This window comes from Pseudomonas sp. IT-P218 (assembly GCF_949767605.1).
In the GTDB taxonomy this organism is placed as follows: Bacteria; Pseudomonadota; Gammaproteobacteria; order Pseudomonadales; family Pseudomonadaceae; genus Aquipseudomonas; species Aquipseudomonas putida_AE.
The window spans coordinates 1-21,431 of record NZ_CATKQQ010000015.1 but is presented as its reverse complement, the minus strand read 5'-3'; the positions used below and the strand labels follow the sequence as shown (position 1 = coordinate 21,431).

Below are 21,431 nucleotides of genomic sequence, written 5' to 3'. Positions count from 1 at the left end.
GGACCAGTCATAGTCCTGGGGCGCTTCTTCTAAATGAAACTAACCCACACCGTCTGGGGTGTGGAGATGGGCGTATTCTTCGCCCTCATCAACAGGAATTAAAATGAGCGAAAGCTTTGCGGAACTCTTTGAAGAAAGCCTAAAAACCCTGAACCTTCAGGCAGGCTCCATCATCACCGGTGTTATCGTTGATATCGATTACCAAGCTCGCTGGGTAACCGTTCACGCTGGCCTGAAGTCTGAAGCACTCATCCCGCTTGAGCAGTTCTACAACGACGCTGGCGACCTGACTATCAACGTCGGTGACGAAGTTCACGTTGCGCTGGACTCGGTAGAAGACGGCTTTGGCGAAACCAAGCTGTCCCGTGAAAAAGCCAAGCGCGCTGAATGCTGGATTGTTCTGGAAGCTGCCTTCGCAGCCGAAGAAGTGGTCAAGGGCGTTATCAACGGTAAGGTTAAAGGCGGCTTCACTGTCGACGTTAACGGCATCCGTGCGTTCCTGCCAGGTTCTCTGGTTGACGTCCGTCCAGTGCGCGACACCACGCACCTGGAAGGCAAAGAGCTGGAATTCAAGGTCATCAAGCTGGACCAGAAGCGCAACAACGTTGTCGTTTCCCGTCGTAGCGTCCTGGAAGCCGAGAACTCCGCCGAGCGCGAAGCTCTGCTGGAATCCCTGCAGGAAGGCCAACAAGTCAAAGGTATCGTCAAGAACCTCACCGATTACGGCGCATTCGTCGATCTGGGTGGCGTCGATGGCCTGCTGCACATTACCGACATGGCTTGGAAGCGTATCAAGCATCCTTCCGAAATCGTCAACGTTGGCGACGAGATCGATGTCAAGGTTCTGAAGTACGATCGCGAGCGCAATCGTGTTTCCCTGGGCCTGAAGCAACTGGGCGAAGATCCATGGGTTGCTATCAAAGCCCGTTACCCAGAAAGCACTCGCGTTACCGCTCGTGTAACCAACCTGACCGACTACGGCTGCTTCGCTGAGCTGGAAGAAGGCGTTGAAGGTCTGGTACACGTTTCCGAAATGGACTGGACCAACAAGAACATCCACCCTTCGAAAGTCGTACAAGTCGGCGACGAAGTGGAAGTTATGGTTCTGGACATCGACGAAGAGCGTCGTCGTATCTCCCTGGGCATCAAGCAGTGCAAATCTAACCCATGGGAAGATTTCTCTGGCCAGTTCAACAAGGGCGATAAAATCTCCGGCACCATCAAGTCGATCACCGATTTCGGTATCTTCATTGGTCTGGACGGCGGCATCGACGGCCTGGTTCACCTGTCCGACATCTCCTGGAACGAAGTTGGCGAAGAAGCTGTTCGTCGTTTCAAGAAGGGCGACGAGCTGGACACCGTTATCCTGTCGGTTGACCCAGAGCGCGAGCGCATCTCCCTGGGCATCAAGCAACTGGAAAGCGATCCGTTCTCCGAGTACGTTCAAGAGAACGACAAAGGCGCAATCGTTAAGGGTATCGTGAAAGAAGTTGACGCTAAAGGCGCCATCATCACCCTGGCCGACGATATCGAAGCGACTCTGAAAGCCTCCGAAATCAGCCGTGACCGCGTTGAAGACGCGCGCAACGTTCTGAAAGAAGGCGAAGAAGTAGAAGCCAAGATCATCAGCGTTGACCGCAAGAGCCGCGTAATCCAGCTCTCGATCAAGTCGAAAGACGTTGAAGAAGAGAAAGAAGCGATCCAGAGCCTGCGCGACAAGCCGCAAGCTGGTTCGGATGCTCCAGTAGCCACCACTCTGGGTGACCTGCTGCGTGCACAAATGGAAAAACAGAACTAAGTTCTGACTTTCTGTAAAAAAGGGCGACTTCGGTCGCCCTTTTTTGTGCCTGCAATTTGGCTCACGCCCTGTAGGAGCTGCCGCAGGCTGCGATCTTTTCGGGTAAACCCGAAACATTACCTCACCAAAACTGTCTGTTTCTTTAGCAGGATCAATCGCTTATTTGCAGCTAGTCTTAGCTTGGGGTAAACGACGGTCAGGCGCTGTGCCTGGCATAAGGATGTGAATGAAAACGCTCGTAGTCGTCATAGCGGTGCTGGCATTGGCAGGGTGTGCCACCAGTGCGAAAACGCATGCCGTGCGTGGGGTCAGTGGTATCGAGATCGATTGCTCGGGGCTGGGATCGAACTGGGAAAGGTGTCAGAAGCGCGCAGCCAAGGAATGCAAAGGTGCAGGCTATACAGTCGTGGCAAGGTCCGATGATGCAAAGGAAGAAGAGGAAGAATTTCTCTTTGGCTTCAATCCCGCGGGTTTAGTTACGCGGACGATGCTGGTTATCTGCAGGTGAGTGGGCGGGCAGGGGAGTGTAGTGCCCCGGAAGAAAAAACAGGCTACAGGAGGGGGCTGTTCAAATTTGTCAGGGCATGCTAAAACCTTTGAAGCGCTGATCTAGCTGCTTGAAAAAGAAGGGAAAATTATGACGAAGTCGGAGTTGATCGAACGAATTGTCACCCATCAAGGGCTGCTCTCATCCAAGGATGTGGAGCTGGCCATCAAGACCATGCTTGAGCAAATGTCCCAATGCCTGGCCACCGGTGATCGTATCGAGATCCGTGGTTTTGGCAGCTTCTCCCTGCACTACCGCGCACCTCGTGTAGGGCGCAATCCGAAGACCGGTCAGTCGGTTAGCCTGGATGGCAAGTTTGTTCCGCATTTCAAGCCGGGTAAAGAGCTTAGGGATCGGGTGAATGAGGAGGAAGAGGGTGAGTTTGAATGAGTTGGATTGGAGAGTGATGTATGCGTAGTCTCAGGCGCGTAGCTTTCATATTGTCTTTTTTGTTGCTTCTTTTGTTGATCCTGGCATTCGTCTTGGAGAATCAACAAAACGTTTCGTTGCAGTTTTTGGGTTGGTCAGTGCCGCAATTGCCAATTTCACTACTGGTCATAACGGCGTTGTTGGTTGGGATGCTAATTGGGCCATGTGTGGGCTGGCTTTGCCGGCGTGTGGTGCGAAGGCCTTTGCGTCACGCTACCTGATTTTTGCTCGTTGGTTTTTTGGGTGATTTTTGGTGGAAGGTATGGTGAAAAGATAGGGCTGCCGTTCCCAATCCTTGGCTGTTTCTGAGCTATTCCATGTCTTTTTAGGGTGATAGATTCGATTGTCGCTGTCCGGCTTCTGGATTGAAATTGTTCATCAGATTTTTCATATTGGCTTTTGAATTATTTAAATAGTTGTTTTTGCGAAGAAAGAGTTTGGCGATAATAATGAGAATGAATGTTTTTCTTCGAAAGCTTCTGCTATATGTGCCTGTGAAGATGGTGCCAGCCGTTTCAGGTATATTTTTGATATTTTACCTGTATAGGTTGTTCCCGGAAGGGCACTACGTCAGTTACTCAGTCAGTTTGTTTTGCTCGCTAATTACTGCTCAGTTATGTGCGGGTTGGGTCGGTAATTCTTTTATTTATTATTATTCAGGTCTGGAAGACAAGCGGCTATTTGTTTCTAATTGTATTTCGGTTGTATTTCTTATCGCTCCGGTCGCCTCTGTTCTGGCAGCGGCGGTTGCGGTTTATTTTTCATCGGTGGCTTACGTTTTTTTGTGTGTTTGGTTGTTGTGCTTTGGTCAAATTCTGTTCTTCTTTCTCTCTTCTGCGTGCCAGGCAGGTTTTTTTGTAAAGCAGCAATTGGTAGCGGTTATCTTGCAGGCTGTCACGCAAATTGCATTGATAGTTATCTTCTTCAGGTTCTTTGAAGTTGACTTCAGATATGCCTTGTTTTCGCTGGCTTTAGGATATTTTGCTGGCGCATTTTTTTTGTTGTATACACTTCTCAAGATATTTAGTGCTTTTAATCCTTTCTCTAATGTCGGTTTGTTCAAAGAAAATCTAAGGCTTATTTTTCAGTATGGTGCTGCACTTTCGCCATGGATATTAGGAATGCTGGTGATGGTTGGAGCTGATAGATTTGCAATTGGTTTTTATAATGTTGAGTCTGGCGATGCGTATTTGTCATTGAAGGATCTGTTTGTGGGGGCAGCTGGGTTGTTGAGTATGCCTTTGTTGATGATGGTCCATCCTTTCGTTATTAAACGCTTTAGAGAGGGTGTATTCGCGATTAATGTGATAGAGAGTTCCTCAGGGTTTTTGATAGTCACATTCTCGCTTCTCTGGGGGGCGCTGTATTTTGTAGGGTTTGGATTTTTTGAAGTTGTCACCGGAAAACTTATAACTGTTTCAAAGCTGGCTATTCTCTTTGCGTTTATTGGCGTCTTCTTGAACAGTGCTGCGGTGTATTTTCAAAAGAGACTTGAAGTGCATCGTAAAATGAAACTGCTAGCGTATCTTTCGGTTATTTCTTCGCTCATATCCGTTCTTTTTGCATGGGTCGGCGCCCGGTACTGGGGTGTGATCGGTGCGTCTCTAGGTGTGTTACTCGCGCAAATGCTGTATTTTTGCCTCGTCACCGCGAGTCTGTTCAAGCGTCTGGATTTCTATCGAAGCTTTGGCGCACCCGCGATGGTGTCGTCGCTGGCTTTGCTGGCAGGGTATGCGCTAAGCGTCGGTTTGGAGGTCATCGCCGGGTCAATGATCGAGTGGCAAAGATCCATTTACTGGCTAGTAGGATTTTCGGCAATTTCTCTATTCTCTCTATGGAAAGGGGTGAGGTGGAGTGAATTTATGAAGGCCTCCGTGTAATGGGTCTGCTTGATTTGATCAGGGGTAAGGTTGAGGGCTTGACCGCCTGTCTGGTGCAGGAATGGATTGCTGATGTGCAGTTAGATTATCTTGTTGTATCTGGATGGATCGAGTTCGTTGATAATTTTATAGGTAGGTGTTCCGGTAATGATGCTCCTTGACAAGCTAAGAGTGTGGATTTCAAAAAACCTGGCACCGTTGATATTTTTATCAGCATATTTTGTGACAGTGGTTTTGGGGAATATCTTGTATGCTCTACCCTATGGGCGAGAGCAACTCGAAAAGAACCGCTATACAGCTGATATTCTGCAGTTTGAAACGTTGTTTAGTCCGGGTTATTGGTTGTTGTTGTTGCTTCCATTTATAGTAACTCCAGTTGTAATTGTATGTGTGCGAAAGTTTGCCGGGCAGTACTTGGAGCGTTGGAGTAGGGTATTTCCAGAGTTCACGAAGTCCGAGTATCTGTTTATTATAACTGCTAGTTATTTGTTCGTGCTGTACGCAATGTTCAAGGCCGACGCCTTCTCCTTGTTCTTGGCGGGTACTGACCCGGTTGCATCAGTCGAGGCGAGATTCAAGATCAGGAATCAACTCGGGTTCATACCTTTAGTAGTGCTGATGTCACTTCTACATTATCTCTCCATATATTCACTGGTCAGATGGATAATGGCAAGCAGCCGATTTTGGGTGGTGGCGACCATTGCTAATGCCATCCTGATGTCGGTGTTTCTTGTGCTTCTGAATATGAAATGGCCGATTCTCATATTCTACGCAGGTTTGGTATTGGCCGTTTTTGTTTACTCCAAGCGCTACCCGTATCTAAAGGCAGTGGTTGGCGGCGTTTTACTGATCACAATGTACTTCATGATTTCAGCGTTCGTTTTTCGTCTGATACCTGCGGCGCAGGCACCGGATGAAAATATTCCGCAGATCACTGAGATTACTCAGGGCCCCATTACCTCTGCCACACCTCAAGTGCAGCTGGAGAGTCCAAAAGTTTCTGAAGGGGTTAAAGGTGCAACCGGAGTTGGGGCTATCGATAAAACTTTGAGCGTTGGGCAGGCAGCGGCAAGCAACGCGCCAATGCTGCTATTCAATGTGGTCAATCGAATGGCAATCATATATCCGTATTATTATCAGGTTTTCACAACGGAAGGCCAGGTTTGTGGCGGGATTATTGCTCAGGCTAGAATTGGCCCTGCCTGCCGTCCAAGCACCTTTATCTATAGTCGCATTTTCAATGATAGTTTCAATGGCCGTGGTACTGCCCCTGCGGCGGTACAGATATCAGGTTACGCATTAGGTGGATGGCCAATTGCTATTTTTGCACTGTTGTGTGCATCGGTCGTTCTCGGCTTGTTTGCGTCGCTTCCGTTAAATGCTGGAGCAGTCGTTGGCTCGCTAGCAGTAACTGGTGCAATTGTGGGCTACCATTTTTCCCAGATTCCGGGCGAAGGTCCGATTTTTTACGATCATGGTGTCTTTTGGGTGGTGCTGGGTCTGGTTGTATTCAAGGGATGGCGCACGCTAGGGCGGCGATTTGGGTTCGGAAACCAAACGCTGGACATAAAATAAATAGAAAATCGCCGGTCTCTCCTTGCGGTTAGCCGGAAACGAAGTTGCTAAAGGAGCGCAGCCCGACCTCCCTGGTTAAAACAGTAGGTGTGCGGGTTGCCTTTTCAGATGGTGAGTATCCTGTTAGGTGCTATCCATCGAATTGGTTGTTGAGAAGGCGAGAATGGGCAAAAAAATTGTGCTGTTGGGGTTCTACGTAGGCGACTCATATTTTGATAAGTACTCAAAAGATGACGCTTTCCCGCAGATAGCCGCTTACAAGCTTGAAAAGCGATTTCTCGAAGCGCTGCGTTTTGCTGGTGCATGCGTACAAACCATAGCGAGCATTGCGGTATCAACCTATCCGCGTAATAAAAACTGGTATTTTCCTGGTGGTTCTTTTGCAGATGCGTCGGGAACCGGGATCGTCACACCAATTGTAAATCTGCCAATACTTAAAGTGTTTACTCGATTGTTGGGTTCTTTGGTGGGTTTGATCAAGCACAAAAAAAACGGGCTTGATGCTGTTTGTGTCTACGCGGCTCATACGCCGAACCTGCTGGCGGCATTCATAATTCGGAAGTTGTACGGCATCCCTTTTTTTGTCTTTATTCCTGATCTGCCGTCTTACATGGATATGGGAATGAACAGGTCGACGGTGCTTAGGGGTTTGAAGAAGATAGACGCCTACATCATTGATCGATTGATAGCTGCTTCGTCGGGTGTTTTTGTGACGAGCCAGCATATGGTTAAAGATAATTTGGTGTGGTCAGATAAAGAATATTTGGTAATTGAGGGTATATCGAACTCCTCTGCGCTAACTGCGGAGGAGGGAAACAGTTCACCAGATCGTAAAAAAGTCATTTTTTATGCCGGTGGTCTGAATAAAGCATATGGTATAGTTCAATTGATTGAGGGGTTTATTGCGTCCGAGGTTGATGCTGAGCTTTGGCTTTGTGGGCGGGGGGAGTTGGAGGGGTATATTACCGAAGTTTCCAGTAAGCACCCGGCTGTTAAATATCTTGGGTTCTTGAGTGCTGCAGAAGTCGAGCGTATTCAATCCTCAGCCTCCTGCCTGGTTCTGAGTCGAAGTCCGGAACAGGCTTATACCCGGTACTCATTTCCCTCTAAGTTACTTGAGTATCTTGTCAGCGGCGTTCCAATTCTAACAACGCGTCTGGCGGGGATTCCTGATGAATATTTCAAATTCGTCAATGTTATCGAGGATAGCACTTCTAGCGGTGTAGGCGCCGCACTGAAGCGGTTTTTTGCAGCTGATCAACAATTTTTGTTGGAGAAGGCTGCTTGTGGTAGAATTTGGGTTTCAGAGACCAAGTCTAGTGTTGCCGTCGGACAAAAAATTGTAGATTTTATGGAGAAAAATAATTGACTATTTTCAGCGGTAAAAAACTGTTAATCACCGGCGGTACTGGCTCTTTCGGCAATGCTGTACTCAAACGCTTCCTGGATACCGATATTGCCGAGATTCGAATCTTCAGCCGAGATGAAAAAAAGCAGGACGATATGCGTAAGCATTACGCAAACTCCAAGCTCAAGTTTTATATCGGCGATGTACGCGATTATCAAAGCGTGTTGAATGCCACTCGCGGTGTTGATTATATTTTCCACGCTGCCGCTCTAAAGCAAGTTCCCTCTTGCGAATTCCACCCAATGGAAGCAGTCAAGACCAATGTCATGGGTACTGAAAACGTACTCGAAGCCTCCATTCAGAACGGCGTTAAGCGCGTTGTTTGTTTGAGCACGGACAAGGCTGTTTACCCAATCAACGCCATGGGTATTTCAAAGGCGATGATGGAAAAGGTCATGGTCGCCAAGTCGCGCGGCGCAGATGACGATAAAACTGTCATTTGTGGTACGCGTTATGGCAACGTGATGGCGTCGCGAGGTTCGGTCATTCCCCTGTTTATTCAGCAAATTCGTGACGGAAAGCCGCTGACGCTTACCGATCCGAACATGACCCGCTTCATGATGACGCTGGCCGATGCGGTTGACCTGGTGTTGTATGCCTTCGAGCATGGCAATAATGGTGATTTGTTCGTGCAGAAGGCTCCGGCGGCGACTGTGGAAGTGCTCGCCCAGGCATTGACCCAAATGCTCAATCTGCCGGAACACCCGATTCAGGTGATTGGCACACGCCATGGTGAGAAGCTATACGAGGCATTGCTTAGCCGAGAAGAAATGGCATGCGCAGAAGATCGCGGTGAATACTTCCGCGTGCCGCCTGACTTGCGTGATTTGAACTATGCAAAATTTGTTGAGGTGGGTGAGGAGAAGATCTCTCGCATGGAAGATTACAACTCCCACAATACCCAGCGACTGGACGTGGAAGGCATGAAGCAACTCCTCCTGAAACTTGAATTCATGCGCGCTATCCAGCGTGGTGAATTTGCGACTCCAGAGGAGTGACGTGATGAAAGTCTTGATCACAGGGTCAAATGGTTTTGTAGGCAAGAATCTGATCGTTCATCTTGGCGAGCGTAACGATATTGAAGTCCGGTGCTTTACTCGTGCGGACGATATCGAGCAACTCCCTGGACTAGTGAAGGACATTGATTTTGTTTTTCACTTGGCAGGTGTGAATCGCCCGCAAGACCCTGAGGAGTTCAAGACTGGCAATACAGATCTGACCCGCGCGCTATGTGATGCGATCGTTGCGAGCGGGAAGCGTATTCCGGTTCTCTACACCTCTTCCAGCCAGGCTGAACTGGATAACCCTTACGGTAATAGCAAGCGGGGTGCTGAGGAGTTGTTGGAGGCGTTGGCTAAGCAGCACGGCTCGTCCGTGTATTTACTCAGGTTGCCAAACGTGTTTGGTAAATGGGCGAAGCCAAACTATAATTCTGCTGTTGCCACGTTTTGTCACAATGTTTCGCGCGGCTTGCCGATTCAGATTAATGACCCGAGCGCTGTCATTAATCTCGTTTACATCGACGATGTCATCCGCACCTTCATTGCTGTTATGGACGGGAAGTTCTCCTCCGAACGATTTGTGCAGGTGCAGCCGCAATACAGTATTGCCGTTGGAGAGTTGGCGCGACAGGTGCAAGCGTTTCGCGACAGCCGCGATACGTTGATCACTGAGTCTGTGGGTACTGGCCTGATTCGGGCGCTCTACTCAACCTATGTCAGTTATCTGACCCCTGATCGCTTTACCTACCAGGTGCCCAAGTACGGGGATGCCCGCGGCGTGTTTGTAGAAATGCTGAAAACGGGAGATAGCGGACAGTTTTCTTACTTTACTGCGCACCCAGGTATTACTCGTGGTGGGCATTATCATCACACAAAAACTGAAAAATTTTTGGTGATCAAGGGATCTGCGTGCTTTCGTTTCCGTAATGTGATTTCCGATGAGTTTTACGAGCTGTTTACGACTGGAGATCAACCCGAGATCGTGGAAACGGTTCCTGGATGGACACATGATATTACCAACGTCGGGACCGAGGAAATGATCGTGATGCTTTGGGCCAACGAGATTTTCGACCGCGAAGCACCAGACACTTATGCGCGACCAATAGTCTCTGAAGCATAAGAAGCAGGATTTCGCCAACGAGAGTTGTCGGTCGTTTTCATCACCAATTAAAATGTGACGTTAAAAAATGAAGAAATTGAAAGTCGTAACCGTAGTGGGTACCCGTCCTGAAATCATTCGACTATCCCGTGTCATGGCTGCCTTGGACAGAGATTGCGATCATGTTTTGGTACACACTGGGCAAAATTACGATTACGAACTGAATGAAATTTTCTTTCAGGATCTCGGCATTCGTAAGCCTGATCACTTTCTTAACGCTGCGGGTTCTACCGGTGCGGAAACCATCGGCAACGTGATTATCAGTGTCGATCGAGTGCTTGGCGAGGTCCAGCCTGAAGCGCTTCTGGTGCTCGGGGACACCAACAGCTGCATGGCGGTCATTCCGGCCAAGCGCCGCAAAATCCCCACGTTCCACATGGAAGCTGGCAACCGCTGCTTCGATATGCGTGTCCCCGAAGAAATCAACCGTCGTATTGTCGATCACACGGCTGATATCAACCTCACGTATAGTACGATTGCTCGCGATTACTTGTTGCGTGAAGGCCTGTCTCCGGACATGGTAATTAAAACAGGCAGCCCGATGTTTGAAGTACTTAACCATTATCGGGAAGGCATAGATGCGTCGGATGTTTTGCAGCGTTTGAATCTTGAGCCTGGAAAGTTTTTCGTGGTGAGCGCTCACCGCGAAGAGAATATTGATTCCGATAAGAACTTCCTGAAGCTGGTCGATGTGCTTAATCAGACGGCGGAGGTTTTTGGGCTCCCGGTTATTGTTTCGACTCACCCCCGGACACAGAAACGTGTAGATGCCATGGGCGTGAAGTTCCATGCAAACGTGCGCTTGCTCAAGCCGTTGGGCTTCAAGGATTACAACAAGCTGCAACTAGAATCAAAGGCTGTTCTTTCCGATAGCGGCACCATCAACGAAGAATCCTCTATTCTGAACTTCCCAGCCTTGAATATCAGGGAGGCCCATGAGCGTCCTGAGGGTATGGAGGAGGCGGCCGTTATGATGGTGGGGCTGGAGGTTGATCGCGTAATGCAGGGGTTGCACTTGTTGCAGGCGCAGGCTCGTGGCGATCAGCGAACTTTCCGCCTTGTGCAAGACTACAGCATGCCTAACGTTTCGGAAAAAGTAGTCCGGATCATTCATAGTTATCGTGACTATGTTATGCGTGTCGTTTGGAAAAAATACTGATCAGGGCGAGACGTATTAATGGTAAAGGTTTTTATTGTTTCGGAATATGTGGGTGCTGAGCAAAATTCTACCGGTTTTTTTTGGTCAAAAATCGTAAATAAGATTGGGGCTGAACTGGGGAGCGTGACAGTCATTTATCCGCGCGCGGATAAGTGCTCAGAATTTTTTTCGAGCCCCAAAATTAAAGAAGTGGCATTCACATCACCGAAGTTTAATAAAAACAAACTTTTGTTCAGGTTGGTAGGTCAACTTTGCCAAGTGGCAGGTTTTTGTTGGCATGTTCTCCGGCATGTCAGGAAAAACGATGTTGTGCTGACCGGGACTAATCCGGCACTGCTTTTGATGGTTATCCCCCTTTTGAAGTTCATCAAAGGCTTCAAATGGGGGGTGCTGGTTCATGATGTGTTTCCTGAAAATTTGGTACCTGCTGGTATAATTAAACCCACCAGTACCATTTATCCCATCATCAATCGACTGTTTTCGAGTATTTATAACTCCGCAGAGTTGTTGATTGTTATTGGTCGCGATATGCAGGAATTGGTCAGACTTAAGGTAAAGGATTCAGCAAAAGTCGCATTTGTGCCAAATTGGGCAGATGAAAAAGAGGTCTATCCTCTACCTCGTCACAGCGCCCCTTTTTTGAAAGAGTTGGGATGGCAGGAAAAAGTTGTATTTCAGTTCTTCGGAAACATCGGTCGTCTGCAGGGCATTGAAAATATTCTCGACTCCATTGCGCTCGTCGAGGATGATCGCGCTGCGTTCATCTTTATAGGGGACGGTGCGCTCGTTGCGAAGGTAAAAGAGTTTGTTAAAAGCAATCCTCAGAAAAATGTTGCCTATGCGGGCTCTATTCCGTTGAAGGACAAAAATCAGGGGCTTGCCGCAGGTGATGTAGCTCTGATTACCCTGGAGAAAGGAATGCTCGGTTTGGGTGTACCCAGCAAGGCCTATTTTTCTCTTGCCGCGGACAAACCTCTTTTGGCGGTTATGGATGATGATGCCGAGATATCCCTAATGATTCGTGAAAACGGCGTGGGGTGGCAGTGCAAGCCAGCAGACCCGCGTGCCTTGGCCGACGTGATAGCGACAATCTGCAACTCAGATCTTGCAGCCTTGAGCGGATGCTCGCTGGCTGTCTTTCGTGAGAGTTACGCTGAGGATATCGCGTTGAACAAGTTCTACGCAAATGTCGCTAATCTCATTGGAAAGAACAAGGTATGAAAGTTCTCATTACTGGCGCCAATGGATTTGTCGGGCGACGCTTGGCGAGCGTACTTCGCTCTGAATACGATCAGCTGATTTGTTGTTCGCGCAGCGCCGGGTCTGGCGCTGAATTTGTTACCTCACCTGCCTTAAGTGCCACCGCGGACTGGGTTCCACTATTGACCGACGTCGATGTTGTGATTCATTTGGCTGGTAAAGCTCACAATTTAGGGGAGTCTAGGGACGTAGCCCTGGAGGGTTTCAAGCGGACGAATGTGGAGGGGACGCTGCGGCTGGCAGAGCAGGCACTTGCCTGCAATGTCAAAAGATTCATCTTTATCAGCTCAATTGGTGTCAATGGTTCGTCGACGACCGAGGCTGCATTCAACGAATCTTCTCCGGCGGCACCTCATGCAGATTATGCCGAATCAAAGTTAACGGCTGAGCAAAAACTCGATGCGTTGTGTCGGGGGTCTTCAATGGAGCTGGTGATAATAAGGCCTCCTCTGGTGTATGCGGGGCAAGCGCCTGGTAACTTCAGGCGATTACTGAAGATAGTCTCATCAGGGCTCCCTTTACCTTTTGCGGCTATAAATAATCGACGTAGCATGATTGCCCTGGATAACCTGGTCGATTTCATCCGCGTCTGCGTGACGCATCCACAAGCCGCCAATGGTCTGTTTCTTGTTTCCGATGGTGTTGATCTTTCCACCGGCGAGATAGTCAGGCTGCTAGCCAAGGGTATGAATAAAAAAGCTCGTCTCATAGCTGTGCCCCAGTTTTTGCTGTTGGCCGGGGCTACTCTACTGGGGCGGCGTGCGATCTATACACAGCTTTGTTGTTCGCTGGTAATTGACTCTTCGAAAGCACAATCAACATTGGGTTGGGTCCCTGTCGTCTCTCCTCAGCAGGCATTGACAGATTCAGGTCGGGATTTCAAGGCCCTCTAATTTTTTGTGTACGGTGTTCTTATAATGATAAATGCACATTTTCTAACTGAATATTTCTGGTTCTTTTTTCCTGTAGTGATTATTTTATCACTCGGCTTGACTGGAGCCTTGCGTGTTTACGCATTGAAAAACAGTCTTATCGATGTTCCAAATGGGCGCAGCTCACATTCAATTCCTACGCCTCGTGGCGGCGGCGTTGCAATCGTCGTTTGTTTTTTGCTCGTCATGCCGTTTCTCGCCTTGGCCGGACTGGTGAGCTGGTCACACGCGTTGGGATTGATTGGCGCTGGCGCCTGGATTGCGGTGATCGGTTTTCTTGACGATCATGGCCATATTGCAGCTCGCTGGCGGCTATTGGCTCATTTCATCGGCGCGATCTGGGCATTGTTCTGGCTTGGAGGCCTAGCGCCGGTCAGCATGTTCGGAATGACGATCGATTTCGGTTGGATAGGTCATGTCATTGCCGCTTTCTATTTGGTCTGGATGCTTAACCTGTACAACTTCATGGACGGAATCGACGGGATCGCGGGGGTTGAGGCCGTAACCGCAAGCGTTGGTGCTTGCCTGATTTACTGGCTTACCGGTTTCGAGGCTCTGGTCTGGGCTCCCTTGCTGCTCGCCGCCGCGGTGCTCGGGTTCCTCTGTTGGAATTTTCCGCCTGCCCGAATTTTCATGGGGGACGCGGGCAGTGGCTTCCTGGGTATCATACTGGGCATTTTCTCCCTCCAGGCATCCTCCAATGCACCACAATTTTTATGGGTGTGGTTGATTCTGCTTGGCGTATTTATTGTCGATGCTACATTCACCTTGTTGCGACGTTTAATGCGTGGCGATAAGGTTTATGAGGCGCATCGCAGCCATGCTTACCAATTCGCTTCGAGAAGCGTCGGCCGCCATTTGCCGGTTACAGTGGGTGTTTTGCTGATCAACCTGTTTTGGCTGCTTCCGGTAGCCCTGTGTGTTGGAGTATGGGGCTTGGATGGCCTGCTCGGCCTGCTGATCGCTTATGTTCCGCTCGTTCTACTCGCTGTCAGATACCGCGCGGGCGAATTGGAAAAGGCGATTTGAGGTGTATTTCACCTCATTGACAACGTCATTAGAGCTGTCCAGGTGTTTAAATAATGGATTTCTGTTTTCAGGTATCCAGCGCTTGAAGCTTTTCAGGAGTGCGAAAGGGGTTTTATGGATAATGTTCGGGCATATTTGTTAAGCCTTCCGCGTAGACGCAAGCGTATCTTGCAAGTCATCACTGACTGCTTGCTCGTCTGGGCCGCCTTGTGGATGTCATTCATCGTACGCTTGGGTATTGACGAGATGATCAATCCGTTTACCCAGCATTTTTGGTTGTTCGCGGCCGCTCCCGTAGTCGCAATTCCACTTTTCATTCGCTTTGGAATGTATCGGGCTGTGATGCGTTACTTTGGTAACGATGCCCTGATTGCGATAATCAAGGCCGTCAGTCTGTCCGCGTTGATTCTCGGGATGGTTGTGTATTGGTATAGCAATCACCAGTTTGTAGTGCCCCGCTCAGTCATTTTCAACTACTGGTGGCTCAGTCTGATCATGGTGGGCGGGTTGCGTCTTGCCATGCGCCAGTTTTTTCTGGGTGACTGGTTTACAGCCGCGCAGCACGTTCCTTTCACCAGTCGTGACGACGGCTTGCCGCGCGTCGCTATTTATGGCGCAGGTGCCGCCGGCAACCAACTGGTCGCCGCTCTGCGTATGGGCCGCGCCATGCGCCCTGTCGCTTTTATCGACGATGATAAAAGTATCGCCGACCGCGTGATCTCCGGATTACAGGTTTACAAGCCCAAGCACATTCAACGCATGATCGATGTTACGGGCGCGCAAGAGATACTGCTCGCTGTACCATCCGTGAATCGCGGGCGTCGGCGTGAGATTCTCGGCTTTCTGGAAAGATTTCCACTGCATGTCCGCAGCGTTCCCGGTTTCATGGATCTGGCCAGTGGTCGGGTCAAGGTTGATGACATTCAGGAAGTCGATATCGCAGATCTGCTTGGCCGGGATGCGGTACCGGCACAGGGAGATCTGCTGGAGCATTGCATCAAAGACCTGTCGGTTATTGTGACGGGGGCCGGGGGATCTATCGGCTCCGAACTGTGCCGCCAGATTCTGATTTTGAAACCAACTACACTTTTGTTGTATGAGCATAGCGAGTTCAATCTGTACAGCATCCTGTCAGAACTGGAGCACCGCGTCGCACGTGAGTCACTAACGGTGCGCTTGATTCCGATCCTCGGTTCGGTGCGTAACCAGGACAAGTTGCTGGACGTAATGAAAACTTGGCATGTGGACACGGTATATCATGCTGCTGCTTACAAGCATGTCCCGATGGTCGAACACAATATCGCCGAAGGCGTGTGGAACAATGTGATCGGTACGTTGAATACCGCACAGGCGGCGCTCCAGGCTGGCGTTTCGAACTTCGTGCTGATCTCAACCGACAAAGCTGTTCGACCCACAAATGTCATGGGTAGTACCAAGCGCCTGGCGGAACTGACGCTGCAGGCGTTGAGTCGGGAAGTGGCCCCCGTGATGTTTGGTGACAAGACCAATGTTTCTCGTGTAAATAAAACCCGCTTTACCATGGTCCGCTTTGGCAACGTGCTCGGTTCTTCCGGATCAGTCATTCCGCTTTTTCATAAACAGATCAAATCGGGTGGGCCGTTGACCGTTACCCATCCAAAAATCACTCGTTACTTCATGACGATTCCCGAAGCCGCGCAGTTGGTGATTCAAGCGGGTTCGATGGGGCAGGGAGGGGATGTATTTGTTCTGGATATGGGGGAGCCGGTCAAAATTGTAGATCTTGCCGAGAAAATGATTCATCTTTCCGGTTTCAGTGTGCGTTCGGAAAAAAACCAGCATGGCGATATTTCCATAGAGTTCACGGGGTTGCGACCAGGTGAAAAGCTTTACGAAGAGTTGCTGATTGGCGATAACGTTGCCGCAACACCGCACCCCATGATTATGACTGCTACTGAGGACTATCTCAGTTGGGACGTGCTTAAACTCAAGCTGGGGGAATTACTGGCGGCTGTTGAACGTGATGATTATTCGCAAGTTCGCCAACTATTAAGAGAAACAGTCAGTGGCTATACCCCCGACGGCGAAATCGTCGACTGGATCTACCAGCAACGTCGCCTCGAACCCTGATTGTCTCACATCCCGCAACAGACACATTTTTGACACCCTCCCCACATCGCCTAACTTGAGGAAGCAGCTGCGGAAAAGCTGCTTCCTCAATCGATGTCATGGAGCGTCATTTATGCGTACAGGCTATTTCTATTCCCTGGTTTTTGCCCTGCTCACCAGTCTATCTATCCCTGCTAACGCTGCGCCTGCGGCCAAGTCGGAGGCGTCCAAGGCTCCGGTGGCAATGGAGGCTTCGGCGGGTGCGCAATCCGCAAAGGTGGACCTCAACAAGGCCGATGCGCCGACCTTGCAGCGTGAGTTGTCCGGTGTGGGGGAGGCCAAGGCTCTGGCGATTGTTGCGTATCGTGAAAGTAATGGTCCGTTTGCATCCGTCGACGAGTTGCTCGAAGTCAAGGGTATCGGCAAGGCCCTTCTGGATAAAAATCGCGAGAAGCTTCAGGTGAACTAAGCTTGTCACTCAGCCTTGGAGGCCGGTCATTGACCGGCCTTTTTGCTTTCTGGCGATAGCTGCAGGGTTTTGCCTTTCGTCAGTGCTGAAAAAATTACGACTATCATACTGCAAATAAATTATGCATATAATAAATAGGCTTTCCGCCCAGGCGTGCTGAGATCTGACGCCTGTCCATTCCTCTGGCATCTCCCAGGAGCATCCTCATGTCTTCCCTTCAGTCCCAAGGCACCGCCCTCGTCACCGGCGCCTCTTCCGGTATCGGCGCTATCTACGCGCAGCGCCTGGCGGCGCGTGGTTTTGATTTGTTGTTGGTCGCCCGTGATCAGGAGCGGCTTGAGGCGGCGGCGAATGCGTTGCGCGACGCCCATGGTGTGCAGGTCGAGGTGCTCAAGGCGGATTTGACGCAGAAGGATGACGTGCTGAAGCTTGAGCAGCGTCTGCGCAGTGATTCGAGTATCAGCTTGTTGTTGAACAATGCGGGGGTGGCGGCGGATGGGTTGTTGGCCAATGCTGATCTGGACCAGCTGGAGCGCATGATTCAGTTGAATATCACGGCGGTCACGCGTTTGGCGTCGGCTGCGGCGGCGGGTTTTGCCAAGGCGGGGCGGGGCACGATCATCAACATTGCATCGGTGGTGGCGTTGTTTCCTGAGCGTTTCAATGCGACATACAGCGCGAGCAAGGCTTATGTGTTGAGTCTGACCCAGTCGTTGAACGCAGAGCTCGACGGCACCGGCGTCAAGGTCCAGGCTGTATTGCCAGGGGTGACGCGTACCGAGATCTGGGAGCGTTCGGGTATCGATGCTTCGCAGATTCCGGCGGAGATGGTCATGGAGGCGGGCGAGATGGTCGATGCAGCCCTGGCGGGTCTGGATCAGGGTGAGTTGGTGACCATTCCGTCCTTGCCGAATGCTGGCGACTGGGATGCATTTGTGGCGGCGCGTCTCGTCATGGCGCCTAACCTTTCCAAAAGCAAGGCTGCCGCGCGTTACAAATGACGCGGGCGAACCGGTATGAGGTGGTTGTGGTATGAGTGATCGTCGAGTGGTAGTGACAGGCATGGGGCTGGTGTCTCCGCTGGGTAGCGGTGTCGAAGCGGTCTGGGCGCGGTTGTTGGCCGGGCGTTCGGGGTTGCGCACTTTGCCTGGCGAGGTGGTGGCCGATCTGCCGACCAGTGTCGGTGGGGCCGTGCCGACCCTGGCGGAGGATCCGGAGGCGGGTTTTGACCCGGATCGGGCAACACCGCCCAAGGAACAGAAGAAGATGGACCGGTTCATTCTGTTTGCCATGGAGGCGGCGCGCCAGGCCATCGAACAGGCGGGTTGGCAGGCGCAAACAGGCGAGGCCCAGGAACGCACGGCAACCATTATCGGTTCCGGTGTTGGTGGTTTCGGGGCGATCGCCGATGCGGTGCGCACCACGGACAGCCGTGGGCCGCGACGTTTGTCGCCGTTTACCATTCCTTCGTTCCTGGTGAATCTGGCGGCGGGTCATGTGTCGATCCAGCATGGGTTCAAGGGTCCGTTGGGGGCGCCGGTCACGGCTTGTGCAGCCGGAGTCCAGGCGATTGGCGATGCGGTGCGGTTGATACGTTGCGGTGAGGCGGATGTTGCCGTGTGTGGCGGCGCGGAGGCGGCGATCGATCGGGTCAGCCTGGCAGGTTTTGCGGCGGCGCGTGCCTTGTCCAGCGCGTTCAACGACACCCCGGAGCGCGCCTCGCGGCCGTTCGACAGCGATCGCGATGGTTTTGTCATGGGCGAGGGGTCTGGCCTTCTGGTAGTCGAATCCCTGGAACATGCCTTGGCCCGGGGTGCTCAACCCCTGGCAGAAGTGGTCGGTTATGGCACCAGTGCTGACGCCTATCACCTGACCGCGGGGCCTGAGGATGGCAGTGGCGCACGCCGGGCGATGTCACTGGCATTGGCACAGGCGGGGATTTTGCCTGAGCAGGTTCAGCACCTGAATGCGCACGCGACCTCTACGCCGGTAGGCGACTTGGGAGAGTTGGCAGCCATCAAGTCATTGTTCGGTTCGAACCACGGCATTGCGGTGACATCGACTAAGTCGGCCACCGGGCATTTACTCGGTGCCGCCGGCGGTATCGAAGCCATTTTCACGCTGCTGGCGATCCGCGATCAGATCGTGCCGGCGACCCTCAATCTCGATAACCCGGATCCGGCCTCCGAGGGCGTGGACATTGTCCATGGCCAGGCTCGGCCGATGGCGATCGAGTACGCGCTGTCCAACGGTTTCGGCTTTGGCGGGGTCAACGCCAGCGTGCTGTTCAAACGCTGGGCTGGCTAGTGCCGGATCGATTGAGATAGCTACGAGTCACCTCGAGGATCTCGGCGGCCAGCTCGGGATTCTCGACGCTGCGCGAAAGCAGCAGCGCGCCGATCAACGTGGACATGATAACGATGCTGCGGTGCTCGGTGTTTTCGCCTTGCAGCGTACTTTCAATCTGGCGTAGTCGTGCATGGAGCACCACGTCTGAAGTGGGGCTCGGCTGGCCGCGCATGCCGAGTTCCGAAGACATGGTCGGCAGCGGGCAGCCTTCGTGGGGCGAGGTTTGGTGCCATTCAGAGAGGTAGGCGTTGATGAACGCCTCCAAGGGCCGGTCCTGGGCGAACAGCTCGGCGCACCGGACGTCCACTTCATCCCCGGCAGCCTGCAAGGCTTTTTCCACCAGCTCGTCCTTGGATTTGAATTGTGAATAAAAGCCACCGTGGGTTAAGCCCAGCGCTTTCATCAGGGGCTGCAGGCCGGTGGCGCCGATGCCGTCGCGGCGAAAGCGTACGGAAGCTTCCTTGATGATGCGTTTGTGGGTCTGGGCTTTATGGTCCTGCGAGTAACGCATCTGATATCTCCACATCAATGCGCCATATTAACCAATGAAAATTGGATGGTGACTGTACTTCTATTTCTAAAAAGCATGCAGATGCGTCGAACTTGATTGAAACGCCAATGGAATATGGCACGAATAGTGATTATTTCTTCCTCATCGATTGTTGAACAATCCGAGGTAACGGGTATGAGCAGCGGACTGTCATTGGCCGATCACATCACCCTGGAGTTGCGCGCCGACATCATTGGTGGACGCTTGCTGCCCGGCATGGCCTTGGTGGAAAACGATCTGGTGGCAGCCTACAACGCTTCGCGCAATACCATTCGCGAGGCCCTGCATCGCTTGGGGCAGGAGGGGCTGACTCGCTATGTGCGCAACAAGGGTGTGATGGTGCGCCGGTTGGGGATCGAGGATGTGCGGGACCTGTTCCAGGTTCGTCGTACGCTCGAATTGCAGGCAATCGGTTCAATCCGGCCCCTGTGCGAGTCTCGGTCCGATCGCATGCTCCAAGCCCTGGAGGCTACCGAGCTGGCCCGGGACCGCGAGGACTGGCGCGCCGTCGGGACCCATGGCCTGGCCTTTCACCAACATATCGTCGGGCTGTTGCGCAGTCCGTTATTTGATGAGTTTTTCACCAACGTGGTCGCGCAGTTACGCCTGGTGTTCTGCACCGCCCCCGATGAATCACGTTTTCAGGCGCCCTGGCTGGCTCGCGATAGGCAGATCCATGAGCTGCTCGCCGAGGGTGACAAGCGAGGGGCCGCAGATGCCATGAACCTGTATCTCGACGATTCCGAACACTTGCTGTTGCAAATGCTTGCCCCTGCTTCCCATCACTGATCGAGGATCTGTGCCATGTACAAAGACTATCCGGCGGCCTATCAAGTCAGCAAAGGCTCGGCCTTGCAGGTGGACAAGGCCTTCTACGAGCGGGTTCGCGACGCGAAGGACGGGCGCACCTTGATCGAGTCGTTCGAAGTGCCGATTCGCACCGGTCGTGCCTGGACGGTCCCGGCCGGGCATGTGTTTCGTGTCACCACGCCGGTCGGGCCGCAAGTGGGGGACTTCAATGTGTGGAACGCCAACGATCCGCGCGAACGCTTGTGGGCGGCGCGGACCCGGCAGTTGCAGGGCGCGCACGTCAGCACTCACGACAGGCTCTGGTCGAACCTGCCTTTTTTGCGGCCGCTGGTGACCATTACCGATGACAGCCTCGCCGCTTATGGTATCGATGAACATGGCGGCCGCCTGCACGACTTGCTGGGTACCCGCTGTGATCCCTATGTGAACAAAATGCTCACCGGCGAGGACTTCCATCATCACTGTCATTCCAACCTGACCCGCGCGGTACTGCCCCACGGCCTGACTGAATTCGACGTGCATGACGTGTTGAACATCTTCCAGTGCACGGGGCTGAACCACGATGACATGTACTTCATGAAGGCCTGCCCGGCGCAGAAGGGCGATTACCTGGAGTTTTTCGCCGAGATCGATTTGCTGTGTGCATTGTCGACCTGTCCGGGTGGCGATCTGTCGCTGGCCATGTGGGGGCCGGATGCGCAGGATCCGCTGAGTGTATGCCGGCCGCTGGGGGTGGAGGTCTATCGCCTGGATGATGCGTTGCTCGAGGGGTGGAGCCAGCCGGAGCGTGCGGCGTACAAGGGGTTGCATGGGTTGCAGATTGCGAAGGCGGATTGGGAGGTGTAGGTGCTGGCTTGCCAGCAAAAAACGCAAGAGCGCCGGGGTGAGCCAGTTAACACGCTTTATCGTTGAACGACCATCGCCGGCAGGCCGGCTCCCACAATAGATCGGGTACGGTCGTGAGTGATTGGGCGAACTTGAGGGCGCC

At 51.9% G+C, this 21,431-nt stretch carries 20 protein-coding genes; 19 read left to right on the top strand and 1 reads right to left on the bottom strand.

Features of this window, described 5'->3' with window-relative positions; all coding sequences use genetic code 11:
- The first annotated feature begins 103 nt into the window (after positions 1 to 103).
- The 17 genes from rpsA to fabF all read left to right on the top strand — a co-directional run bounded on the left by rpsA (position 104) and on the right by fabF (position 19,041).
- Positions 104 to 1,798: a 30S ribosomal protein S1 gene (rpsA, locus tag ACM6I6_RS12860; protein ID WP_274074946.1), complete on the top strand. Its 1,695-nt coding sequence runs from the start codon at positions 104 to 106 to the stop codon at positions 1,796 to 1,798.
- Between the two features lie 226 nt (positions 1,799 to 2,024).
- Positions 2,025 to 2,306: a hypothetical protein gene (locus ACM6I6_RS12855; RefSeq protein WP_323608461.1), complete on the top strand. Its 282-nt coding sequence runs from the start codon at positions 2,025 to 2,027 to the stop codon at positions 2,304 to 2,306.
- Between the two features lie 129 nt (positions 2,307 to 2,435).
- Positions 2,436 to 2,735 carry an integration host factor subunit beta gene (gene ihfB / locus ACM6I6_RS12850; RefSeq protein WP_046819433.1) on the top strand — a complete coding sequence of 100 codons (300 nt, stop codon included), beginning with the start codon at positions 2,436 to 2,438 and terminating at the stop codon, positions 2,733 to 2,735.
- A gap of 20 nt (positions 2,736 to 2,755) precedes the next feature.
- The gene (locus ACM6I6_RS12845) at positions 2,756 to 2,995 is read left to right on the top strand and encodes a LapA family protein (RefSeq protein WP_323627800.1); all 240 of its coding nucleotides are present in this window, start codon (positions 2,756 to 2,758) and stop codon (positions 2,993 to 2,995) included.
- 228 nt (positions 2,996 to 3,223) lie between these two features.
- Positions 3,224 to 4,654 (top strand): sugar transporter, encoded by a 1,431-nt coding sequence (locus ACM6I6_RS12840; protein WP_406591353.1) that lies wholly within the window; start codon positions 3,224 to 3,226, stop codon positions 4,652 to 4,654.
- A gap of 147 nt (positions 4,655 to 4,801) precedes the next feature.
- Positions 4,802 to 6,229, top strand: a complete 1,428-nt coding sequence (locus tag ACM6I6_RS12835; RefSeq protein WP_323627798.1) for a hypothetical protein — start codon at positions 4,802 to 4,804, stop codon at positions 6,227 to 6,229.
- Between the two features lie 163 nt (positions 6,230 to 6,392).
- A complete protein-coding gene (locus ACM6I6_RS12830; RefSeq protein WP_414919987.1) occupies positions 6,393 to 7,598 on the top strand; it encodes a glycosyltransferase in 1,206 nt (401 codons plus the stop codon).
- A gap of 2 nt (positions 7,599 to 7,600) precedes the next feature.
- A complete protein-coding gene (locus tag ACM6I6_RS12825; protein WP_323627813.1) occupies positions 7,601 to 8,635 on the top strand; it encodes a polysaccharide biosynthesis protein in 1,035 nt (344 codons plus the stop codon).
- A 4-nt stretch (positions 8,636 to 8,639) separates the two neighbouring features.
- A complete protein-coding gene (gene wbjC, locus ACM6I6_RS12820) occupies positions 8,640 to 9,758 on the top strand; it encodes a UDP-2-acetamido-2,6-beta-L-arabino-hexul-4-ose reductase (protein WP_323627796.1) in 1,119 nt (372 codons plus the stop codon).
- Positions 9,759 to 9,825: 67 nt separating this feature from the next.
- On the top strand, positions 9,826 to 10,956 hold the full coding sequence (gene wecB, locus ACM6I6_RS12815) for a non-hydrolyzing UDP-N-acetylglucosamine 2-epimerase (RefSeq protein ID WP_406591355.1): 1,131 nt from the start codon (positions 9,826 to 9,828) through the stop codon (positions 10,954 to 10,956).
- An 18-nt stretch (positions 10,957 to 10,974) separates the two neighbouring features.
- Complete coding sequence (locus ACM6I6_RS12810) at positions 10,975 to 12,177, top strand: glycosyltransferase family 4 protein (RefSeq protein WP_406591356.1); 1,203 nt, start codon at positions 10,975 to 10,977, stop codon at positions 12,175 to 12,177.
- Positions 12,174 to 13,109 carry an NAD-dependent epimerase/dehydratase family protein gene (locus tag ACM6I6_RS12805; RefSeq protein WP_406591357.1) on the top strand — a complete coding sequence of 312 codons (936 nt, stop codon included), beginning with the start codon at positions 12,174 to 12,176 and terminating at the stop codon, positions 13,107 to 13,109. The genes ACM6I6_RS12810 and ACM6I6_RS12805 overlap by 4 nt, the downstream gene beginning before the upstream one ends.
- A gap of 24 nt (positions 13,110 to 13,133) precedes the next feature.
- On the top strand, positions 13,134 to 14,177 hold the full coding sequence (locus tag ACM6I6_RS12800) for an MraY family glycosyltransferase (RefSeq protein WP_406591358.1): 1,044 nt from the start codon (positions 13,134 to 13,136) through the stop codon (positions 14,175 to 14,177).
- Positions 14,178 to 14,291: 114 nt separating this feature from the next.
- The gene (locus tag ACM6I6_RS12795; RefSeq protein ID WP_323627790.1) at positions 14,292 to 16,286 is read left to right on the top strand and encodes a nucleoside-diphosphate sugar epimerase/dehydratase; all 1,995 of its coding nucleotides are present in this window, start codon (positions 14,292 to 14,294) and stop codon (positions 16,284 to 16,286) included.
- A gap of 112 nt (positions 16,287 to 16,398) precedes the next feature.
- Positions 16,399 to 16,734 (top strand): ComEA family DNA-binding protein, encoded by a 336-nt coding sequence (locus ACM6I6_RS12790; RefSeq protein ID WP_274074968.1) that lies wholly within the window; start codon positions 16,399 to 16,401, stop codon positions 16,732 to 16,734.
- A 206-nt stretch (positions 16,735 to 16,940) separates the two neighbouring features.
- On the top strand, positions 16,941 to 17,735 hold the full coding sequence (locus tag ACM6I6_RS12785) for an SDR family NAD(P)-dependent oxidoreductase (protein ID WP_274074969.1): 795 nt from the start codon (positions 16,941 to 16,943) through the stop codon (positions 17,733 to 17,735).
- Between the two features lie 31 nt (positions 17,736 to 17,766).
- Positions 17,767 to 19,041 (top strand): beta-ketoacyl-ACP synthase II, encoded by a 1,275-nt coding sequence (gene fabF / locus ACM6I6_RS12780; protein ID WP_414919986.1) that lies wholly within the window; start codon positions 17,767 to 17,769, stop codon positions 19,039 to 19,041.
- On the opposite strand, the gene ACM6I6_RS12775 is transcribed toward fabF, so the two are convergent.
- Positions 19,022 to 19,594: a TetR/AcrR family transcriptional regulator gene (locus ACM6I6_RS12775; protein ID WP_414919985.1), complete on the bottom strand. Its 573-nt coding sequence runs from the start codon at positions 19,592 to 19,594 to the stop codon at positions 19,022 to 19,024. The two genes, fabF and ACM6I6_RS12775, sit on opposite strands and share 20 nt — an antisense overlap.
- A gap of 174 nt (positions 19,595 to 19,768) precedes the next feature.
- Between ACM6I6_RS12775 and ACM6I6_RS12770 the strand changes: the two genes are divergently transcribed.
- Positions 19,769 to 20,422: a GntR family transcriptional regulator gene (locus tag ACM6I6_RS12770; RefSeq protein WP_414919984.1), complete on the top strand. Its 654-nt coding sequence runs from the start codon at positions 19,769 to 19,771 to the stop codon at positions 20,420 to 20,422.
- Positions 20,423 to 20,437: 15 nt separating this feature from the next.
- Complete coding sequence (locus ACM6I6_RS12765; RefSeq protein WP_274074973.1) at positions 20,438 to 21,289, top strand: urea carboxylase-associated family protein; 852 nt, start codon at positions 20,438 to 20,440, stop codon at positions 21,287 to 21,289.
- Positions 21,290 to 21,431 lie beyond the last annotated feature (142 nt).